A 19402-nucleotide genomic window follows, 5' to 3' on the forward strand; every position below is an offset into this window, starting at 1 on the left:
CAGCGAAATTGAATTGTCTGTGAAGATGCAGACTTCCCGCGGTTAGACGGAAAGACCCCATGCACCTTTACTACAACTTCGCACTGGCATCAGGATTGCGATGTGCAGGATAGGCGGTAGGCTTTGAAGCGGGGACGCTAGTCCTCGTGGAGCCATCCTTGAGATACCGCCCTTCGCACTCTTGATGTCTAACCGCGGCCCGTTATCCGGGTCCGGGACCCTGCGTGGTGGGTAGTTTGACTGGGGCGGTCGCCTCCCAAACAGTAACGGAGGCGCGCGAAGGTTGGCTCAGACCGGTCGGAAATCGGTCGTTGAGTGCAATGGCAGAAGCCAGCCTGACTGCAAGACTGACAAGTCGAGCAGAGACGAAAGTCGGCCATAGTGATCCGGTGGTCCCGAGTGGAAGGGCCATCGCTCAACGGATAAAAGGTACGCTGGGGATAACAGGCTGATGATGCCCAAGAGTCCATATCGACGGCATCGTTTGGCACCTCGATGTCGGCTCATCTCATCCTGGGGCTGGAGCAGGTCCCAAGGGTACGGCTGTTCGCCGTTTAAAGAGGTACGTGAGCTGGGTTTAGAACGTCGTGAGACAGTTCGGTCCCTATCTGCCGTGGGTGTTGGAGACTTGAGAGGAGCTGCCCCTAGTACGAGAGGACCGGGGTGGACGTTCCACTGGTGGACCAGTTGTCGTGCCAACGGCAGTGCTGGGTAGCTATGAACGGACAGGATAAACGCTGAAGGCATCTAAGCGTGAAGCCCCCCTCAAAACAAGGTCTCCCTTGAGAGCCGTGGAAGACCACCACGTCGATAGGCCGGAGATGTAAGTGCAGCAATGCATTCAGTTGACCGGTACTAATGGCTCGATAGGCTTGATTTGATCCGGAAGAAGCAGGATTATCCTCCTTCCTCCAAAGCATCCTTGGACAATATCAGACCCTTCAAAGGGTCCGACGCTGAGCGTTTCTTTCCTGGTCTGGTGGCCCTAGCGCGAGCAAAACACCCGATCCCATCCCGAACTCGGCCGTTAAGTGCCGCTGCGCCGATGGTACTGCGTCTTAAGACGTGGGAGAGTAGGTCACCGCCAGACCTGGTAAGAAACGCAATATCTCTCTGATACGATGAAACAAACCCGATCAGGACAACCTTGGCGCGGGGTAGAGCAGCCCGGTAGCTCGTCAGGCTCATAACCTGAAGGTCACAGGTTCAAATCCTGTCCCCGCAACCACCGTCAAAGACTCACCACCAGCCCCGGCCAAACGCCGGGGCTTTCGCATGTCCGGGCGACTGATGCCGGCCTGGCCTTCCGCAAGGCAAAGAACCGCCGCAAGCTCGCCCAAACGTGGAAAACCGTGGGCGCCCGGCGCAGCAGCCTCCGGCACCATCCGGATCTTACAGATCAGACCCCGCAAAATCCCCGTCGCCACAGATCGCCTGGACGGCCTCTGCATTGCCTCCGCCAGGCAGCCGATCTCCTGGCGGTAGCGCTCGCCCAAGGCCGGGTGCAGCCGCAGGGCAGGGGGCTCGGGCGTCGCCGCAAGCATCCGGGTCAGCTCCGCCTTGCGTCCCTCAAGAGCCTCCATCTTCGCCTTCATCGACGGGTGATACATCCCGTCCTCGATCGCCGTCAGGACGCCCGCAATCTTTGCCTCGATCTGCGCCAGCTCCTTGCAGGTGGCGTCATGATCGCTGCTGCGCCGCCCGGCTGCCTCGTTGAAGGCCAGGCGATAGGCCTCGACGAAGGCCGCGACCAGCTCCGGATGCATCAACCGGTCGCGCAGCCCGCCCAGCACCCGCTCTTCCAGTTCCTCGCGCCGGATCGTCGCCCGGTTGATGCAGACCGCCGCGCCGCGGTTGCGCGCCCCGCTGCAGCCGAGGCGGGTCCGGTTGATCATCGAGTATCCAGACCCGCAGCAATCGCAACGCACCAGACCAGACAGCAGGTAAGCCGGTCGCCTCGCGCATTCCGGCCCTATGCGGGCATCGTTGACTCCGGCGGGGTTCATCGCTTCGCGGATGCCGGCCTGCCGCGCCTTCACCCGATCCCATAGCGCCGCGTCGATGATCCGTAGTTCGGGCACCTCGGTCGTCACCCACATCTCCGGCGGGTTCAGACGCGCCTGGCGCTTGCCCGTGTCGGGGTCTTTCACGAAGCTCTGCCCCGGTTCAAGACCCGCACCCCGACATAGAGTTCGTTGTTCAGGATCCCCGTGCCGCGTCGCCAGTTGCCCTGGATGGTCGATGATCCCCAGCTGCCAGAGCCACTGCCGCCGCTGCGGGGCGGCGCCACGCCTTCACCGTTCAGAGCCGCCGCGATCGTCCTTGCTGAGAGGCCGCTGTTGTAATCCGTGAAGATCCGGCGGACCACCGCCGCCTCGGCATCGTCGATGTCGCGCTCTCCGGTGATCACCGTGCCGCCCGTGTCGAAACCGCGCCGCACCCGGTAGCCGTAGCTGTTGCCACCGCCTGACTTGCCGGCCATCACCCGGCCCTCGAGGCCGCGGCGTGTCTTCTCAGCCAGCTGCTTGAGGAACTGCGACGACATCAACCCGCCGAAGCTGATCCGCATCTCGTCAATCTCGCCCTCCGACCGGGTGACGATCTTGACCCTGTGATAGGCCATCCGCTTGTGGAGGCCCGCCATATGCTCCTGATCCCGGGACAGCCGGTCCAGCGCCTCGGCCACGATGACATCGCAGATGCCGTCCCGCACCGCCTTGTGCAGCCGCTGAAGGCCCTGACGCAGATGCGAGGCGCCGCTGATCGCCTCATCCCGCATCTCCTCGACCACGTGCCATACATGGGGCTCGCAGAGCTGTCTGCAGACGCGGATCTGGTCCTCCGCCGAGCTGGCCGATTGTAGGTCGGTGGAGTAGCGAGCGTAGATCAGGGCACGAAGGGGTCGGCTCATGAGCGGTCTCCGGGAAGCATCTGCCTTTGCCTCGCAATGTCCGCCTCGGCAGCACCGCGGCCAAGCGCCCGGGCCAGCGCCACAAGCGAAGGGTGAACCCGAGAATGGGAAGCGCTTGATGCCTCTTCAAGAGTCGCGTCGAAGGCGTCGGACTCAGGCTGCCCAAAGGTTGGAACGCGGGTTGCCTCATCTTGTCTGCGCATATGACTTGACCTCGTCTTTTAGGTCCGGTCAACCTGAGCGCGAGTGCCGCAATATCTTGAGATTCAATCAGACATTTGCGGGAGGGAACAGTTTGCACGCGCTCCCCTATTACATCTCTGCCTTGTCGGCCGATGCAATGAAAGAATACCGGTAAAAGCCTGAGGGCGCCGTGCCTTCGGTAACGACGTTAGCGCCCGCCGTGATGGTCGTTAACCTCAGGTGCTCTTCAACACCTGACACGGAGGCTTACAACAGTGTGCAAGACAGAGTGTTCAGTCGACCGTTCCACGGCATTCTTGGACTGACCAAGGAGGAAATCGTCGTGGATACGGTGATGACCGCGGCCGAAAAAGCGTCGCTTTTGAAGTTAGGTCACCATGGCATTGTTCGGCCGCTCGTCGATCTTCAGGATGCTCAGCGTGGCCGCAGACAGCTGAGCGCAGCCGAGGCCTCCATCACCGAGGCATTGCGGTTATGGACCTATGCACGCCTGCCCGCGATAGCCATGCAGATCCAAGGCACGTCCCGATCGGCGTTGATCACGGATCAAACGTATGACTGGCTGTCTGAACAGGCGCCAAACGTGGTGCGCCTTGCAGGAAAATCTGTGGCCGGTAAGGACATCCCTCAAATGGAGCCTGGCCCTGAGGCTACCAACTGGGTGACCTGCCCCCCGGAACGTCCCTCGGTTTAATGTAGAGTTTGCTTCATCACGAAGGAGCAGACGACATGAGAAAAAGCCGCTTCACCGAGGCGCAGATCATTGGGATGATCAAGGAGCAGGAAGCCGGAATGGCGACGGCGGATGTCTGTCGCCGGCATGGTCTCAGCCCGGCGACGTTCTACAAGCTCAAGGCCAAGTATGGCGGCATGGACGTGTCCGATGCCCAAAGGCTGAAGGCGCTCGAGGACGAAAACGGCAAGCTGAAGCGTCTGCTGGCAGATGCCATGCTCGACAACATCGTGCTGAAGGATCTTCTGGGATCGAAGCCATGGGACGCCACTGGTCCAAGGACCATGGCTGAGGCCTGACGACACCGAAAGCGCGGCGGGACGCAGTGCTCAAAGCGATGCGGGATCACGTCATCTCGCAACGCCGGGCCTGCATCCTGGTCGGTGTCGATCCGAAGACGGTGCGTCGCGAGCGGCCGCCCGACAATCCGGAGATCCGCAAGGCCATGCAGGAGGTCGCGGCTGTGCGTCGCCGGTTCGGCTATCGGCGGATCGGACTACTGCTGGAGCGCAGGGGCATGCTGATGAACCCGAAGAAGCTGTATCGACTCTACCGCGAAGAGGGGCTGTCGGTCCGGCGCAGGCGCGGCCGCAAGCGCGCCCGTGGCACACGCATGCCGATGCCCCTGGCCCTCATGCCCGACCAGCGCTGGTCATTGGACCCTCGCCATGGTCACTCGGACCAGTGGCGTTCCCATGGCTCGATGGCGGACACGTTCGGGGCGTCGCGCAGGTTCCGCATCCTGGCGGTGATCGACGACTGCTGCCGCGAGAACCTGTGTCTGGTTGCCGACTCCAGCATCTCGGGCGCGAGGGTGGCCCGCGAGTTGGACGCACTGGTGCGGATCTATGGCAAGCCGGCTTGCATCGTCAGTGACAATGGGACGGAGTTCACCAGTCGGGCCATCCTGAAGTGGGCCGATCAGAACGACGTTGCCTGGCACTGCATCGATCCCGGCAAGCCGCAGCAGAATGCCTTCATCGAAAGCTTCAACGGCAGCCTGCGCGACGAGCTGCTGAACGGGGAGGTCTTCGACACCTTGGATGACGCGCGCCGAAAGATCGCCCTCTGGCGCTACGACTACAACGCTGTCAGGCCGCACTCCTCGCTCGGCAACCTGACGCCGCTCGAAGCGCGCCGGACGCTTGCGCTCCCTGATGGCTCCGCGCCCGGCGCGCTTGCCATGAAACCGCCCCCCGACTACCAATCTCAAACAGGCAGACTCTCATTATGAACGAGGGACGATCGGGGGGCAGGTCACTTCGGATAAACTTCTGTGATCACGGTTGCACCGGGTGCTGGATCCCACCCGTCAAAGGGTCAGAAGTGCAGGTGGGGCCGCGCGTGCCGAAGGTGCCGCAGCCAAGGAATGCCGGCATGGGTGATATGGCCTGTTCTTGGTAGCGGTCACGAGAGCCGCGTTCTCTGCCTCGGTCCGCGCCAAGGCCTTGCGGGAGGGGCGTTCGATTGCAAAAACCGGGGGCTGTTTCTCTCTCTTGACGTGGATGACTTCACCGTGCGGCATTTCGAGAGCAGTTGATGCTCAGCATCCGGTTCTGGGTGACTTGAGTGGGTATGTTGTACGCGTGCATCGCCAGTTCCGTGCGGTTTCGGACATCAAGCTTGCGGAAGATGTTTGTCAGATAGTGCTTCACCGTCTTTTCGCTGAGGTTAAGTGACCGGCCGATCTCCTTGTTGCAGCAACCCCGGCGGATCAGGACGTATATCTCTCCTTCGCGCTTGCTCAGGATGCTGGCATCTGCCTCGATCTCCAGCGCCGGCGCGGCTCCCCACGACCCCAAGACGCGCGCCGCCAGATGGGGGGTGATATGGCCGATGCCGTTGACGAGTCGGTTCAGAACATGAAACAGCTCGTCGCCGCTGATCCCTTTAAGGACGTAGCCGGCGGCGCCCAAGCGCATCGCTTCCATCACGTCCTGTGGCCGCTCTGATATCGTCAGGATCAGGATGCGGGTTTGGGACCCGGCATGGGTGATGGCCCGAATGGCTTCGATGCCCGAACCGGGGATCTCGAGATCGAGGATCAGGATGTCGGGGGCGTTACGCCGCACCAGGTCGATCGCGTCCGCGGCGGAATGGCCCGCACCGGTCACGCGAAATCCGCCAAAGCCCCCGATCACCTGGATCAATCCCTCTCGAACGATGGGATGGTCGTCGACGACGGCAACGCTGATCTCACTCATGGCTATGCTCCATGCTGTACTCGTGAAAACTGGCCCGAATTTCCATGCGGTGGTGTTCCAGATCCAGAACCTGAAAGATGCCCCCCAGATTCTCGATGCGATGCCGCAGATTGCGCAGGCCCATCGGCTGGCGGGTGACATCACGGCATGCGTCCTGACCGTGACGGGCGTCGTTGCTGACTGCGATGACCAGGATACCGTGATCGACGTACAGATGCACCTGTTGATCCCGTCCCCCCGCATGCTTGAAGGCGTTGTGCAGCCCCTCCTGCACGACACGGCAGATGGCGACCTTGACGGGCAGGCTTGGCTCCGGAAGGCGGTCCGCCAGAACGGTGCGGACTTCCGTCGAGGTTCGGCGCCGATGGTCCTCGACAAGGGCGGAAACCGCGTCCGCCAGGGGCAGTTCGGCGACCGGTCTCTGGCTGGTGCCGCTCAGCAGGGCCTGAACCTCGCTCATAGCCTCTTCGAGGATAAGCCGAACGCTTTGCACCCCGTCTTCCTGCGGTCCGCTCGAAGGCGGTGCGGACTTCATGCGCAGCAGGGCGACGGTGAGCAATTGGCCAATTCCGTCATGGATGTCCGAATTGATCTGACGAAGCTGCGCCTTCTGCTCCTCCTGCAGGCGGATGGTGCGCTGATGGATCCTGGCCTGTGTCTCCCGTGTTCGGTCAAGCAGCAGGACCAGGTCGGCCATCCGTGCGCTCAGATCGGTGCGCTGTCGCAGGATCACCGCATCGCCATAACGAAGGATCATGACCAGGATGGCGACGAACATGGCCCCGATGACGGTCAACAGGCCCCAGGTCTGCCAGCGGGCGCGGGTCAGCGCGTCCGAAACGACGGCCGCGTTCTGATAGTACTCCGCCACCGCGACGATCCGGTTGAGCGAACGGATGCGGATCGGAACATAGATCTCGAACTGCTGGGGGCCCGTGGTGGTGCTGGGCCAGCCGGATTCCACGTGGAAGGTGTCGCCGACCGATACTGATATCTCTCCTGCAAGCGCGGTTGCCAGCTCGTCGCTGACGGGCTGCGCGGAGCCCGTCAGGCCGGGGCGCGATGCGTAAAGAATGGTACCTTGGGCATTCCATATCTTCATTTCGGAAATGCCGAGCGCATCAGAGATGTCATGAAAATACGTATCGATGACACCGATAAGTTCCGGCGACAGCGTATCCGCCGCCAGATCCTCGGCATGCCGGTTCAGCATAGATTCAAGCACGGTCGCAGCGCGATGCCCGACCTCCGTTTCGACGGTCTGCTGCAGGCGCGATGCCGTCCAGACGCCCAGAATGGCCAGCCCCACGACGACGATCAGCGCGCAGCTGGAGAGATGGCGCCGCAACAGACCCAGGCCCTGCCAGACAGGCCGAGAGCGCGTTTCCGGCGAGAGGAGAGGAGCGTCAGACATGCCGGTCAAACCACCCACCACGAGTTTCGGGATATGCCGTCGGATGTAGTCCACAAGGTAGCATATGCCCCCTCGTTCACATAGGCGTTATCAGTTCCGATCCGGTCCTATTGCGATGTTCCGGATGATTTCGGTGCCTGAAACAGCGGTCCGAAGAATCTCCATCTTCCTGAAGTTGCATGGCAATCTGCGCGCCCACACCGGGCGTTGTGCCAAGGCCCGTGTGGTCCATCCGGCGATTCGCCGGTCGCAGACGCCATGGCGACGAAAGTCGCCATTGCTGGGGACCTAACGCCGTATTGGGGACGGCCCGTCTTGGCGTAACCTGTCGACATGGGCCGCCGTCCCGATACCGGGGGTGGACCACGTATCTTGTAAATGGCTTGCGCCGACGTGAACGCCTCTCCACCCATGGTGAGGGAGATCACCCTGTCATGCGCCGGCCTCTGGTCACGTCAGGGAGATTATCATGGCAACGAGCTTTCATGTGAACGTGCATGACCTGAGCTTCATTCTGAAGCAGATCCAGGTTTCCGAACTCCAGGCATCGACGCCGGGCATGACGACCGTGGAGGCGATCCAGGCGGTCTACGGCGTCAGCGCCGCGGATGCGGCCCTGATGCCGGTGGGCCTGCGGACCGTGGACGGCAGCGACAACAGCCTGTTGCCCGGAACCGAGAGCAACGGGGCAGGGGACACGCCCTTTCCGCGCCTGTTGGACCCGGTCTATTCGAACGAGGGTGACGAAAACCCGTTCTTTGGAATCTCGAACACGAACTACGGGAACAGCGGCAATGTCGTGGACAGCGATCCGCGCACGATCTCAAACTTGATCGTGGACCAGACGCCCGCCAATGTCGCGGCCATCTATGCGGCGTTGAAGGCCGTGGGAACGACGGGCGTCGATGCGAATACCGCCGTCGCCGCGATCACGGTGGCCTACCAGGCGACGCTGAATGCCAAGGGGGCCGACGCCGCCGTGGAGGCCGCCGAAACAGCGTTGAGCGCCGAGACCGCGGACCATGGCGCGGCCGTCTCAGCCTTCAATGCCGCAGAGGTGCGCGTGGGGCATTTCGCCTCGGCCGGTCCGCTGGCGGATGTTGCGGCGGAGGCCGCCGACGCGGCCAGCGACGCGCTGACGGTGCTTGTCGCCGACGTGGAGGGCGGAAACGACGTCACTGGATCCCTTGCCACGGCCTTGGCTGCCGCCGTCACCGCCAAAGAGGCCGCGGATGCGGTGACGACCGCCTTGGGCGGTGATGCCGTTCCCGCCGCTCAGGCGGTGGCCGACGCTGCCCAACAACTGCTGGAGTTCCTGGATACCGCCGCCCAGAGCCTTCCGATCGATGAGGCGGCGCTAGTCGAAGCTGTAGAGGCCTTCGGGGCGGTGCTGGGATCGGACGGACATGCCGCCGACAGCATGGATGCGATCCAGGCCGGACTGGCCTCGGCAGAGGATCAGGCCGACGCCGCCGCGACGGTGCGAGACGCCGCGCAGGCCGCCCTTGCCGAGGCGCAGGCGGATTACAATACCGCGGTGCAGCAGGCGCAGACTGCCGGCACACCCGCCCAGACCGCGGACTTCCTGGCGGACACCTTGGAGCATTACGGGCTGGCCACCGGTCCGGAGGGGGGCCTGATCATCGACCATGTGTCGCCCGATGTCGGCCTGACTGCGCCCTTCAACAGCTTCATGACCATCTTCGGCCAGTTCTTCGACCATGGTCTGGACCTCGTGAACAAGGGTGGCAACGGCACTGTCTTCATTCCGCTGCAGGCCGATGACCCACTGATTGCGGGCGCCGACCAGATTTTCGGCACGGGCGACGATCTTCCCGCAAGCCTGCGGTTCATGGCGCTGACCCGGGCCACCCCGGTCCTGGACGAGAACGGAGTGGAGCAGCACGTCAATGCCACGACGTCGTTCGTCGACCAGAACCAGACCTATACTTCGCACGCCTCGCATCAGGTGTTCCTGAGAGAGCAGATCCGCGTCGAGATCGATGGGGTGACCAAGGCCTATTCCACGGGCCACCTGCTGGACGCGTCGAGCGAGACCGGCTCTCTGGACGGTGCGGTGGGGACGTGGGCCGACGTCAAAGCGCAGGCGCTGTCGGTCCTGGGCATCCGCCTGGAGGACATGGACGTCCACCGGGTGCCGCTGTTGGCGACCGATGCCTATGGCAACCTGATCACCGGGCCGAACGGCTATGCCCAGATGGTCATGGCACCCGACGCGACCCATTCCGGCCCCTGGCTGCGCGAGGGCACCGCCGAAGGGATCACGACGCAGGGCAGCATCGCGGCCGGTCCGGCCTTCCTGGTGGACATCGCCCACCATGCGGCGCCCAGCAGCACGACGACGGCTGACGGGGACAGCGTCACGGGTGATGACAACAACGCCCAGACCTATGACGACGAAATGCTGGATCTGCACATCGTGTCGGGCGACGGGCGCGGCAACGAGAACATCGCCCTTCAGTCGATCCACTCGATCTTCCATTCGGAACACAACCGCATGGTCGAGGAGAACAAGCACACCATCCTGGATTCGGATGACGTGTCATTCATCAACGAATGGCTGCTGGTGCCGCTGGCCCAAGGCACGGACCTGGCCACGGTCGACCCGGCCGATCTGGTGTGGAATGGTGAACGCCTGTTCCAGGCTGCGCGGTTCACGACCGAGATGCAGTACCAGCACATGGTCTTCGAGGAATTCGCCCGTCGCATACAGCCCGGGATCGATCCGTTCGTCTTCACCAATTCCGCCGATATCGATCCCTCGATCATGGCCGAGTTCGCGCACGCGGTCTATCGCTTTGGCCATTCGATGCTGACAGACACCGTGGACCGGCTGGACGCCCAGCTGATGCCGGTGAACGGTGATGCGGAACAGATGTCGCTGATCGAAGCGTTCCTGAACCCAGAAGCCTTCACGGGGTCAGGCAGTTCGCTGGACGAGGCGCAGGCGGCGTTCATCCGGGGCCTGACCTCGGACGTGGGAAGCGAGATCGACGAGTTCATCGTCCCCGCCCTGCGCAGCAACCTGCTGGGTCTTCCGCTGGACCTTGCCGCGCTGAACATCGCGCGGGCACGCGATACCGGCGTCCCGTCGCTGAACGAGACGCGGGCCCAGCTCTACAACGACTTCGGCCTGCCGGACCTGAAGCCCTATGCCAGCTGGACCGATTTCACGCAGTATCTGAAGAACCCGTTCTCGATCGCGAACTTCATCGCGGCCTATGGAAATCATGCGTCGATCACCTCGGCCACGACCCTCGCCGACAAGCGCGAGGCTGCCACCCTGCTGCTGTTCGGCGACGGCACCAACAGCGATGGCGTGACGATACGCGGCGTGACCTACACGAACGAGGATCGGCTGAACTTCCTCAACGGGCGGGGCGGCTACGGCGCCGGCAACGACCGGGGCGGGCTGGACAATGTCGACCTGTGGATCGGTGGCCTGGCCGAGAAGGTGACCGAGTTCGGCGGCATGCTGGGCACCACCTTCGGCTTCATCTTCGAATACCAGATGGAGCAGCTGCAGAATGGTGACCGGTTCTATTACCTGTCGCGCACGCAGGGTCTGAACCTGCTTGACGCGCTTGAGGCGAACACCTTCGCCGACATCGTCATGCGCAACTCGGCGCTGAGCGGCGATTACGCCACGCATATCAACGCAAACCTGTTCCTGACCCCGGACATGATACTGGAACTGGACCGCGCCATCGCACAGCGCGACTACAACGGCGCGGGTGCTGGCCGTGACCCGGTCTGGGACGACCCGATCATTCAGAGCCTCGACCCCAAGGTGATCCGGGTGGATTCCGGTGTCACCGACGCGAATGGCCACCAGGTCGGCGGAGAGCTGCATTTCCGCGGCGGCGAACATGTCGTCCTGGGCGGGACCGAGGGTGACGACTACATCAAGTCGGATCTGGGTGACGACGCGCTGTGGGGCGATGGCGGCAACGATTACCTGAACGGCGGGGCAGGGGCCGACCAGGTCTTCGGCGGCGACGGTGACGACATCATCGAGGACACGTTCGGCGACAACTTCCTGCGCGGCGAACGGGGCAACGACGTCGTCTCGTCGTCCCGGGGCATCAACCTGCTGTTCGGCGGCGAGGGGCGGGACGCGCTGCTGGTCGGTCAGGACGCGGGCGAGGCCTTCGGTGGCGAGGGCAACGATTTCATCCTGGGCGGTTCCGGCGGGGACAACCTGCTGGGTAACGAAGGCAACGACTGGATAGAAGGCGGAGAGGGATTCGACGTCATCTCGGGCGACAATTCGGAACTGTTCTTCAACTCGACCATCATCGGCCATGATGTGGCCTGGGGCCAGGGCAACGACCAGGACTACGATCTTGAATCGGGCGACGACATCGCCCTGTCCGGGATCGGCGTCCAGCGCTTCGAGGGCATGTTCGGCTTTGACTGGGCCAGCGCGAAATACGATGTGGCCGGTGTGAACTGGGACTTCAACATCCCGATCTTCACATCGGCGCCTGCGGACATCCTGCGTGACCGCTTTGACCTGATGGAGGGGATGTCGGGCTGGATCCACAACGACACACTGCTTGGCGACAACCGTGGCGGGACCGTGGGCGACACGGATGCGGCGGGCAGCTTTGACGACCACGTTCTGACCGCGGCGGGCATCGACCGCATCAACGGGCTGCGCAACTGGTTCGACGGCGCGCTGGAGACCCTAGGCGGACCGGGAGCCACACGCTTCCGCGACGGTAACCTGATCATGGGTGGCGCGGGGTCCGATCGCATGATGGGGCGCGGCGGCTTCGACGTCATCGACGGCGACGCCTGGCTTAATGTCCGCATCCGCATCGTGGTCGACGGAACCGTGTATTCGGCGGAATCGCTGAACAGCTCTCAGGCGGCCGCCGGACCGTATGCGGGCAGGGTCTATGCGATGGGTGCCGACGGGCGGCCGGACTTCTCTGCGCCGGCCTTTGGGGGGCGGTCGCTGACCTCGCTGCTGCTGGACCGCACGATCAACCCCGGCGACATGTCCATCGTCCGCGAGATCGTGACGGCGGCACCTGGCACGGCCCGTGACAGGGCGGTCTTTGCAGGCGCGCTGGACGAATACGAGATCGAGGGGCGCGGCACGCAGCTGCCAGGAAGCACGTTGATCCAGGCGGCGCGTGACATGAACGGCGACGGCTTCATCTCTGTCCGCGACCTGGGCGGGGACGGGCGCGCGGCCTTCGATGATATCGATCTGATCCGCAACGTCGAGGATCTGGAATTCACCGATCAGGTCATCGCCATCGACACGCCCATCGGCATCAACGTGAACCTGGCGCTGGACGTCGATGGCGCCCCTGCGGCCTTGCCGGCCATCGGTGCCACCATCGGCCGCATCACCGCCGAAGGCGTTCCCGGCACCTTTGCCCTGGCTGCCGGCAGCAGTCCCCTGTTCGGCGTTGCAGCCGACGGGACGCTTGCCGTGACCGGAACGCTTGGCCTCAATCAGACGCACCAGCTGGATCTGACCTTTGCGACGTCGGGGGTCAGCAGGACGGAACGCCTGCAGGTCCAGACCGGCAGCAACGCGGCCAATACCATGGCAGGATGGGCCGGGGACGATCTGATGTACGGCTTGGCCGGAACGGATGTCTTGACGGGCGGCACGGGGGACGACGTCCTGTTCGGCCAGGCCGGAAACGATCAGCTGACCGGCGGCGCTGGGCGCGACATCCTGATCGGCGGTCGCAACAACGATCAGGTGCAGGGCGGCGCGGGGGACGACCTGATCCTCTTTGCATGGGGTGACGGGAATGATGCGGTCGACGGCGGCGATGGCACCGACCGGATGCGCATCTCTGGCACCGCTGCGAACGAGACCCTGACCGCAACCTGGAACGGTGCCGCGCTGACTGCGCTGACCGGGTTCACCGCGATCACCTCTGTCGAGCAGATCCACGTCGATCTTGCGGGCAGTGCGGACCGGCTGGTCTATGCCGCCGGATCGGCCGGCGTCGTCGTCGACCTGGGCGCGGGGACGGCGTCGGGCTTTGCCTCGGTTGCCAACATCGCCTCCGTCCAGGGCGGGAACGGTGCCGATGTCCTGACCGGGAACGACCAGGCCAACACGCTGAACGGCGGGGGTGGAAACGACTTCTTCGTGGCAAGGGCCGATGATGCCAGCGACCTCTACACCGGTGCGGCGGGCTTCGACACGCTGGACCTGTCCGCCTATTCCGGCGAGCTGTCGGTCGATATTTCCTTTGCCACGGCGACGATCCTGGGAACGGGCACGACAGCAGCGCTGTCCGACCGCGTCCAGTCGGTCGAGGCCCTGATCCTGGGCGGCGGCGCGGACATCGCCTTCGGCAGCGCAGGGGCCAACCACCTATGGGGCGGCGGCGGTGACGACACGCTTAGCGGCGTGAACGGCAACGACACCCTGGAGGGTGATGCGGGCAACGACATGCTGATCGGCGGCGCGGGTTTGGACGTCCTTGTCGGCGGGCTGGGCGATGACGTCTTCGTCTTCGCGACACCCGCCCACAGCACGCTGGCGGCGTCGGACGTGATCATGGACTTCGGTCAGGCGGGATCGGCGGGCGGCGATGTCATCGACATCGGCGACATGGCAGGACTGGCCTTCCAGTTCGTGGGATCGGGAGGCTTCGCATCCGGCGGGACCAATCAGGTGCGCGTCTTCAACAACGGGACGGACACGTTCGTTCAGATCGACACGGACACCGACGTCGCAGCCGAAGCGCAGATCCGCATCCTAGGCATCCACGAACTGGCGGCATCGGACTTCATCCTGTGACGGCTGATCCAGATTGATAAGCATCATGACCGGCTGGCAAGGAGGTTCCAATGCCAGCCGGTTTCCCAAGATCACAGGAGCAGCTTGGTCATTTGCCGCAGACGGGGCATTTCTTCAGCAAACTCAACCTATGCGTTGATCAGGAAACCCACACCTACCTGATCCCCAAAGGATATGACGTCCGCGTGGCGCATTCCGTTTGCGGGCTCTCCGATCTGCTGCATCTCGACCAGGCGCTGCCATTGACGGGCAAACTGATAGTCGATCGTTCATGTAGCTGGCGAATTTCCAGTTCGGCCTTCAGATTGATGCGATATCGGCTTTGCCCCGCAGGCGGTTCTTGGTTTCCTGCCGGCGCTGGCTCATCATGATGATTGGCGCCTGCAGGGTGGCGACACAGGACAGCACCAGGTAAGGGGTAGGGATCGGAGGGCGGTCGCAGCAGGCCCGGGACGTTCGTGCCGATCCATGCCGCCAAGGACGCCGACGAACACCAGGATGAGCGGCCAGATGCCGCCAAAACGTGCGACCTTGTCGGTTATCTGGTCTCCGAAGGTCAGGCGATCGTCCAGCGCCGGCTCCAGCTGGCACGACAGAATCGTGCCAGCCTCCAGACTGTCGAGCACGGTTTTGTCCAAGGTCGACAGCTCGCCACGCGCGTCCTCCAGCATGCGTTCGACGTATTGCCTGCGAAATCGCGCCAGATCGGTCTGGCAAATGATGCGGCCACCGGATCAGTCCGGTGGCTCCGTCTCAATCAAGGCGGACAGTCCAGGGCGAACTGACATTCAGGCATGCAGCGCCGGCAGCGGAAAGATCTGTCCGCAAGTATGGCAGAGGGCGGATTTGTAACCGGGTTCGCGGAACAGAGGTTCTCATGGGGACCATTCAGGGATGACACAAGGCCATAGTGCGCCTCAACCCGATCTGCAATCATCATGCCGAACGGGTCTGCGCGTCGCCCGGCAGTGAGGATCCGGGCGGTATGAAGGCGGCAGTTGCCGCGATCTGTAAGGCGCCGGCGCAGCACGGCAGGGTCCGATAAGGATCCAGCACACCGGGATGCGTCGCCGCAGCATTTGGTACACGGAGACAGGCAGGAACATCGATCATCGAAAGCGAACGGACGGTGATCTGTATTGACGGACCGTCCGTCTAGGGGTGGGTAAACCTTCACCGATGATGTCGTTTATTACCGTCAGTAGCAGCTTCCGTTGACACAGGACGCACCACCGGCAAGCGCGCCGATCAATGCGCCCTTGGTCTTGGACCCCCCCAAGGCGTCGGCCGCCAAGGCCCCCGCACCCGCGCCGCCCACCGTCCGGACCGCGGCGCTATTGAGCGGGCTGTCGTGGTAGCCACCACCGCCGGCACATCCTGCCAGCGCCAAGACAACGGCCGTCCCCATCGCTCCGAATGTCGTCTTCATTTCCTGCCCCTCGATCTTGTTCTGAATTGTCCGAACAGCCTAGCGCGCGCCCTTGGGGATGATAATCCCGACCTCCTTCAGAAACACGTGATCCGCATGGCAGGCGTCAACTGTAGGCATAGACCAACAGCGCGACGCCCAGGATCAGGCGATAGACCACGTATGGCGTGAAGCTGACGGCCCTCAGCAGCCGCATCATCAGGGACAGAGCGACAAGGGCCGCGACAAAGGCGAAACCTGCAGCGATCCCGGCCTGTGCGACCGCTGCACCGTCGAAGTCCGACATGACGTCGCCCGCCAGAAGCGCGGCCGAGGCGATGATGGTGGGGATCGACATCAGCATCGAGATCCGCGCCGCGTCCTCGCGGATATAGCCCAGGGCCCGCGCGCCCGTGATCGTCGCCCCCGATCGCGAGGTTCCGGGGATCAACGCCACCGCCTGCCACAGGCCGACGATGACGGCGTCCCGCATCGTCCAGTCCGCGGTCCGCTTGCGGCCCTCTCCACGCTGGTCGGACCAGTAGAGCAGCAGACCGAAAATGATCATCGTCCAGCCGATCACGGCCACCGACCGCATCATCTCCATCGCGCCGGACATCTTCAGCACCAGCCCCACCAAGACCACCGGTATCGTGGCGACCATCAGTGACGCGGCCAGCCTTGCGCCGGGCGTGTCGATCCTGCCCCGGGCCAGCCTGCCACATCCGGCCAGGGCCGCGGCGACGTCGCGCCGGAAGAACAGGATCACCGCGAAAAGCGTGCCGACATGGACGGCGACGTCGATGACAAGGCCTTGGTCCTGCATTCCGGTCAGTTCCGGAAGCAGGATCAGGTGACCAGAGGAGGAGACCGGAAGGAACTCGGTGATCCCTTGGATGATGGCGACAAGGACAAGGTGGAAGAGGGTCATTCAGATTCCTTACGCGGGCAACGCGCCACTTCTGAGGCCCGTCATTCCCGTTGTGGAAATGACGGACTGTGGAGCGCGCCCGCTATCACCGACAGACCCCGACCGCCACTCTACCCGGCCAATTTGCGCTTTTGATGACACCGCTTACCGAACAGATGATGAAAAAGTGAAAGCTTGGATGCGTCCGGCATCCATGTAGAACAAGCGCCGTTGGCGCGGGAATGCTGGCGTCCCCTGCGCATCGTGATGCTAGGTCGCGTACTTCCCTTGCGCTTCAGATCAGCATCAAACGACACGGGTATCCTCGACCTATGGTCGCAAACCGACAACGCCCATGACGCTGCAGCCGCCGGCCGGTGCGTTCTATCCGCGTTCAGGCGATGCATTTCGAACATCTGTCCGTCCCGCTCCGACGCTCGTCCAGCTGGCCTCGGCGGGGGTCGTCTCTGGTTGGCCTGTCCCTGCGACATGCCAGTACTTCCACCGCAGTTGCGCTATGATTTTCCGCTGACCTAACCGGGAGATGTCAGGGTTTTGTGAGGTCACCGCAGAGCATACATCCCTGTTGGCGCAATGATTGCATTCTGCGGGATTATCAATGGCCGAGCGTCACGATGACTTCGCGAGCTAAATGCAACTGATTGGTCGTGGCACGCGCTATGTTGATACGCCATCCTTTGCCAACGGCTTGTCGGTTCAAATTCAGTCAGCGTTGCTGGCCATGGTTCGATTTGCCGCGACACATCCGTCTTGGACCGCATATAGATTGACGCTCGTAAGCATTGCGGCCGACGATCCGCTCCCCTGATAGTCAGCTTACGGCTTTGATATTGGCAGGAAGTCAGCGTTACTGCCGGTTCGCCCATTCGCTTGCAGCCCGACTAAAAAATCTTTGAGAAGCACACTTCGTACAGAGCTTTTTGGACCGCAAAGCCTTGGAGTAACGTGAAGACACAGAACATAATATGAGTTGCCCCCTGAAAGCTGGGCACTGACGTAAGTTCTGTTTTTGCTGTCTGCTGATCTTCATCACGAGGGAGATCGACGATGTCGAAACGAAAGCGGCACGCCCCTGGGTTCAAGGCGAAGGTGGCACTTGAGGTGCTGAAAGGCGAGGGGACCGTGTCGGAGCTGGCGAGCCGGTTCGGCGTGCATCCGACGATGATCAATCAATGAAAACGCGCGTTGCTCGATGGCGCGTCCGGTGTCTTTGAACGCGGTGGCCGCAAGGCGTCGGTGATCGATGAGGATCAGGTCCGGGATCTGCATGCCAAGATCGGGGAGCTGGCGGTGGCCGACTCTTTTTTGGAAAGAAAGCTGAAGTCCTGGGGCGGGAAGTGATGAGGCATTGGAACGCCATTGGTCCGAGAGACGATGCCGAACGGCATGGTCGAACGCGACCATCCGGACCTGTCGATCGGCCGGCAGCGCGCTCTGCTGCAGGTCCCTCGTTCGTCCTTTTACTATACGCCGCAAGGTGAGACGGACCAGAACCTCGCGTTCGCCATGGACCTCGAACCAGTGGCGGCCACATGGCTCACTGCGGTTGATCGACGTGCGGTTCCTCGACACGCCTTTCCTTGGCGTCCGTCAGATGACCTGGCACCTGCGCAGTTGCAGGGACCGTGGCCCCAGTGGGGCCGCGCAAGCCCGAAAACGGCCACAAGGTGAACGAAAAGCGCATACGTCGGCTTATGCGCCTGACGGGTCTGATGCCGATCCACCAGAAGCCCAACACCCGCCGGCCGACGAAGGGACACAAGACTTACCCCTATCTGGCTCGCGCGGGCTGCGTGTGGCCCGGCCAAATCAGGTCTGGTGTGTGGACATCACCTATCTGCCGATGCGTCGCGGCGCTCGGCATGGCCTCGGACCAGTGGCGGCTCATGCCTCGCTCTCCCTGGTGGCGATCATGGACTGGCACACCCGCATGGTCCTGGCGTGGCGGATCTCGAACATCGAGCCATGGTCCGCCACTGGTCCGAGGGCCATGGCGAGGGGACGCCGACTTCTGCGTCGAGGCGCTGAACGAGACCATCTATCGGTTCGGACCGCCGGACATCATGACCATGGAGCATGGTCGCGCCATCGGTCCAAGCGGCCATGCGACGCCAAGGGTCCCACTTCACGTCGTTTGCCTGGACAGACCGCCTGCGACGGTCGGGCGTCCGCATCTCGATGGATGGCAAAGGCGTTCGCAAGCGCACCTTGGGCAACATCTTCATCGAGCGCTTGTGGCGCACCCTGAAATACGAATGCGTCTATTTGCATGCTTGGGAGACCGGATCACAGGCACGCACCGGTGTCCGCAACTGGATGGAATTCCACAACCACCGCCGGCCGCACAAGGCCCTTGGCGGCCGACCGCCGGCAGTGGTCTCCTCACTGACAGGAGAAGCAACGCAACCCGATCAGCAGGAGCAGATCAGAGCTTGAAAAGCGCCAGATCCCGTCAAAGGAATGGGGAGAACATCAGTGAAGGGGAATTTCGCGCTCGATTCCAACCCGCGTGCTTCTGGAGGAATCATGATTGTGCTTGGTCTTGAGGCATGCTGGCGGCATCATTGTTCTTTCGGCATCCTCTCTCGAAGCCCTGCATCGTTCGCTGGTGGAGCAGGCGAGCATGATGGCTCCGCATGATCGTGCTGCATGGACTGAGTGTTGAACGAAGGGTCCGTGCGTTCGCGCAAAGCCGGCGCGGGACGCGTGAAGGGACAGGGCCTGATGCAATCACCCGGCGGACGGTCGCCGACCGTGCCTGCTCATCTGGAAAAGCTTGGGAAGCTGTGACA

Annotated in this window: 11 protein-coding genes, 1 tRNA gene, 2 rRNA genes and 2 pseudogenes (1 of these 16 running past the window's edge); 10 read left to right on the forward strand and 6 right to left on the reverse strand. The window is 62.9% G+C overall.

Going from position 1 to position 19402, the window contains the following annotated elements; genetic code table 11:
• The 3 genes from PRL19_RS09330 to PRL19_RS09340 form a co-directional block, all read left to right on the forward strand.
• A 23S ribosomal RNA gene (locus PRL19_RS09330) occupies window positions 1-880 on the forward strand (it extends 1953 nt beyond the left edge of the window).
• Between the two features lie 95 nt (window positions 881-975).
• Window positions 976-1090: ribosomal RNA gene (rrf, locus tag PRL19_RS09335) — 5S ribosomal RNA — on the forward strand.
• A 61-nt stretch (window positions 1091-1151) separates the two neighbouring features.
• A tRNA-Met gene (locus PRL19_RS09340) sits at window positions 1152-1228 on the forward strand.
• Here PRL19_RS09340 and PRL19_RS09345 read toward each other — a convergent pair.
• Both PRL19_RS09345 and PRL19_RS09350 read right to left on the reverse strand, forming a co-directional pair.
• Window positions 1185-2099: a recombinase zinc ribbon domain-containing protein gene (locus tag PRL19_RS09345; RefSeq protein WP_337960276.1), complete on the reverse strand. Its 915-nt coding sequence runs from the start codon at window positions 2097-2099 to the stop codon at window positions 1185-1187. The genes PRL19_RS09340 and PRL19_RS09345 overlap by 44 nt on opposite strands.
• A gap of 47 nt (window positions 2100-2146) precedes the next feature.
• Window positions 2147-2911 (reverse strand): recombinase family protein, encoded by a 765-nt coding sequence (locus tag PRL19_RS09350; protein ID WP_273742743.1) that lies wholly within the window; start codon window positions 2909-2911, stop codon window positions 2147-2149.
• Window positions 2912-3383: 472 nt separating this feature from the next.
• Here PRL19_RS09350 and PRL19_RS09355 point away from each other — a divergent pair, with 472 nt between their 5' ends.
• The gene (locus PRL19_RS09355; RefSeq protein WP_273742745.1) at window positions 3384-3809 is read left to right on the forward strand and encodes a hypothetical protein; all 426 of its coding nucleotides are present in this window, start codon (window positions 3384-3386) and stop codon (window positions 3807-3809) included.
• 35 nt (window positions 3810-3844) lie between these two features.
• Window positions 3845-5082, forward strand: a pseudogene (locus tag PRL19_RS09360) (IS3 family transposase).
• A gap of 277 nt (window positions 5083-5359) precedes the next feature.
• On the opposite strand, the gene PRL19_RS09365 reads toward PRL19_RS09360, so the two are convergent.
• Both PRL19_RS09365 and PRL19_RS09370 read right to left on the reverse strand, forming a co-directional pair.
• Window positions 5360-6052: a response regulator gene (locus PRL19_RS09365; protein WP_273742746.1), complete on the reverse strand. Its 693-nt coding sequence runs from the start codon at window positions 6050-6052 to the stop codon at window positions 5360-5362.
• Entirely contained in the window at window positions 6045-7520 is a 1476-nt protein-coding gene (locus PRL19_RS09370) for a sensor histidine kinase (RefSeq protein ID WP_273742747.1), read from the reverse strand. Before PRL19_RS09370 ends, PRL19_RS09365 begins: the two co-directional genes overlap by 8 nt.
• Window positions 7521-7935: 415 nt before the next feature.
• On the opposite strand from PRL19_RS09370, the gene PRL19_RS09375 reads away from it, so the two are divergent.
• Window positions 7936-14271, forward strand: a complete 6336-nt coding sequence (locus PRL19_RS09375) for a peroxidase family protein (RefSeq protein ID WP_273742748.1) — start codon at window positions 7936-7938, stop codon at window positions 14269-14271.
• A gap of 300 nt (window positions 14272-14571) precedes the next feature.
• Here the strand turns inward: PRL19_RS09375 and PRL19_RS09380 are convergent, their stop codons facing one another.
• Window positions 14572-14640, reverse strand: coding sequence for a hypothetical protein (locus tag PRL19_RS09380; RefSeq protein ID WP_337960277.1), 69 nt, complete (start codon window positions 14638-14640; stop codon window positions 14572-14574).
• Window positions 14641-14729: 89 nt separating this feature from the next.
• Between PRL19_RS09380 and PRL19_RS09385 the strand changes: the two genes are divergently transcribed.
• On the forward strand, window positions 14730-15056 hold the full coding sequence (locus PRL19_RS09385) for a hypothetical protein (protein ID WP_273742749.1): 327 nt from the start codon (window positions 14730-14732) through the stop codon (window positions 15054-15056).
• Window positions 15057-15806: 750 nt separating this feature from the next.
• On the opposite strand, the gene PRL19_RS09390 is transcribed toward PRL19_RS09385, so the two are convergent.
• Window positions 15807-16610, reverse strand: a complete 804-nt coding sequence (locus PRL19_RS09390; protein WP_273742750.1) for an undecaprenyl-diphosphate phosphatase — start codon at window positions 16608-16610, stop codon at window positions 15807-15809.
• 1047 nt (window positions 16611-17657) lie between these two features.
• On the opposite strand from PRL19_RS09390, the gene PRL19_RS15750 reads away from it, so the two are divergent.
• From PRL19_RS15750 to PRL19_RS15760, 3 genes and pseudogenes are all read left to right on the forward strand, one after another.
• The gene (locus PRL19_RS15750) at window positions 17658-17786 is read left to right on the forward strand and encodes a transposase (protein WP_420704390.1); all 129 of its coding nucleotides are present in this window, start codon (window positions 17658-17660) and stop codon (window positions 17784-17786) included.
• Between the two features lie 9 nt (window positions 17787-17795).
• The gene (locus tag PRL19_RS15755) at window positions 17796-17951 is read left to right on the forward strand and encodes a hypothetical protein (protein ID WP_373944621.1); all 156 of its coding nucleotides are present in this window, start codon (window positions 17796-17798) and stop codon (window positions 17949-17951) included.
• A gap of 577 nt (window positions 17952-18528) precedes the next feature.
• Window positions 18529-19046 (forward strand): annotated as a pseudogene (locus tag PRL19_RS15760) (transposase); the annotation flags it as partial.
• Between the last annotated feature and the right edge of the window lie 356 nt (window positions 19047-19402).

It is taken from the genome of Paracoccus marcusii (genome assembly GCF_028621715.1).
Lineage (GTDB): Bacteria > Pseudomonadota > Alphaproteobacteria > Rhodobacterales > Rhodobacteraceae > Paracoccus > Paracoccus marcusii.

What these genes read in the sequence shown, in the direction of transcription:
- PRL19_RS09345 (WP_337960276.1), bottom strand. Translation starts at nt 2,099, where the DNA reads ATGTGGGTGACGACCGAGGTGCCCGAACTACGGATCATCGACGCGGCG.
- PRL19_RS09350 (WP_273742743.1), bottom strand. Translation starts at nt 2,911, where the DNA reads ATGAGCCGACCCCTTCGTGCCCTGATCTACGCTCGCTACTCCACCGAC.
- PRL19_RS09365 (WP_273742746.1), bottom strand. Translation starts at nt 6,052, where the DNA reads ATGAGTGAGATCAGCGTTGCCGTCGTCGACGACCATCCCATCGTTCGA.
- PRL19_RS09375 (WP_273742748.1), top strand. Translation starts at nt 7,936, where the DNA reads ATGGCAACGAGCTTTCATGTGAACGTGCATGACCTGAGCTTCATTCTG.
- PRL19_RS09390 (WP_273742750.1), bottom strand. Translation starts at nt 16,610, where the DNA reads ATGACCCTCTTCCACCTTGTCCTTGTCGCCATCATCCAAGGGATCACC.
- PRL19_RS15750 (WP_420704390.1), top strand. Translation starts at nt 17,658, where the DNA reads ATGTCGAAACGAAAGCGGCACGCCCCTGGGTTCAAGGCGAAGGTGGCA.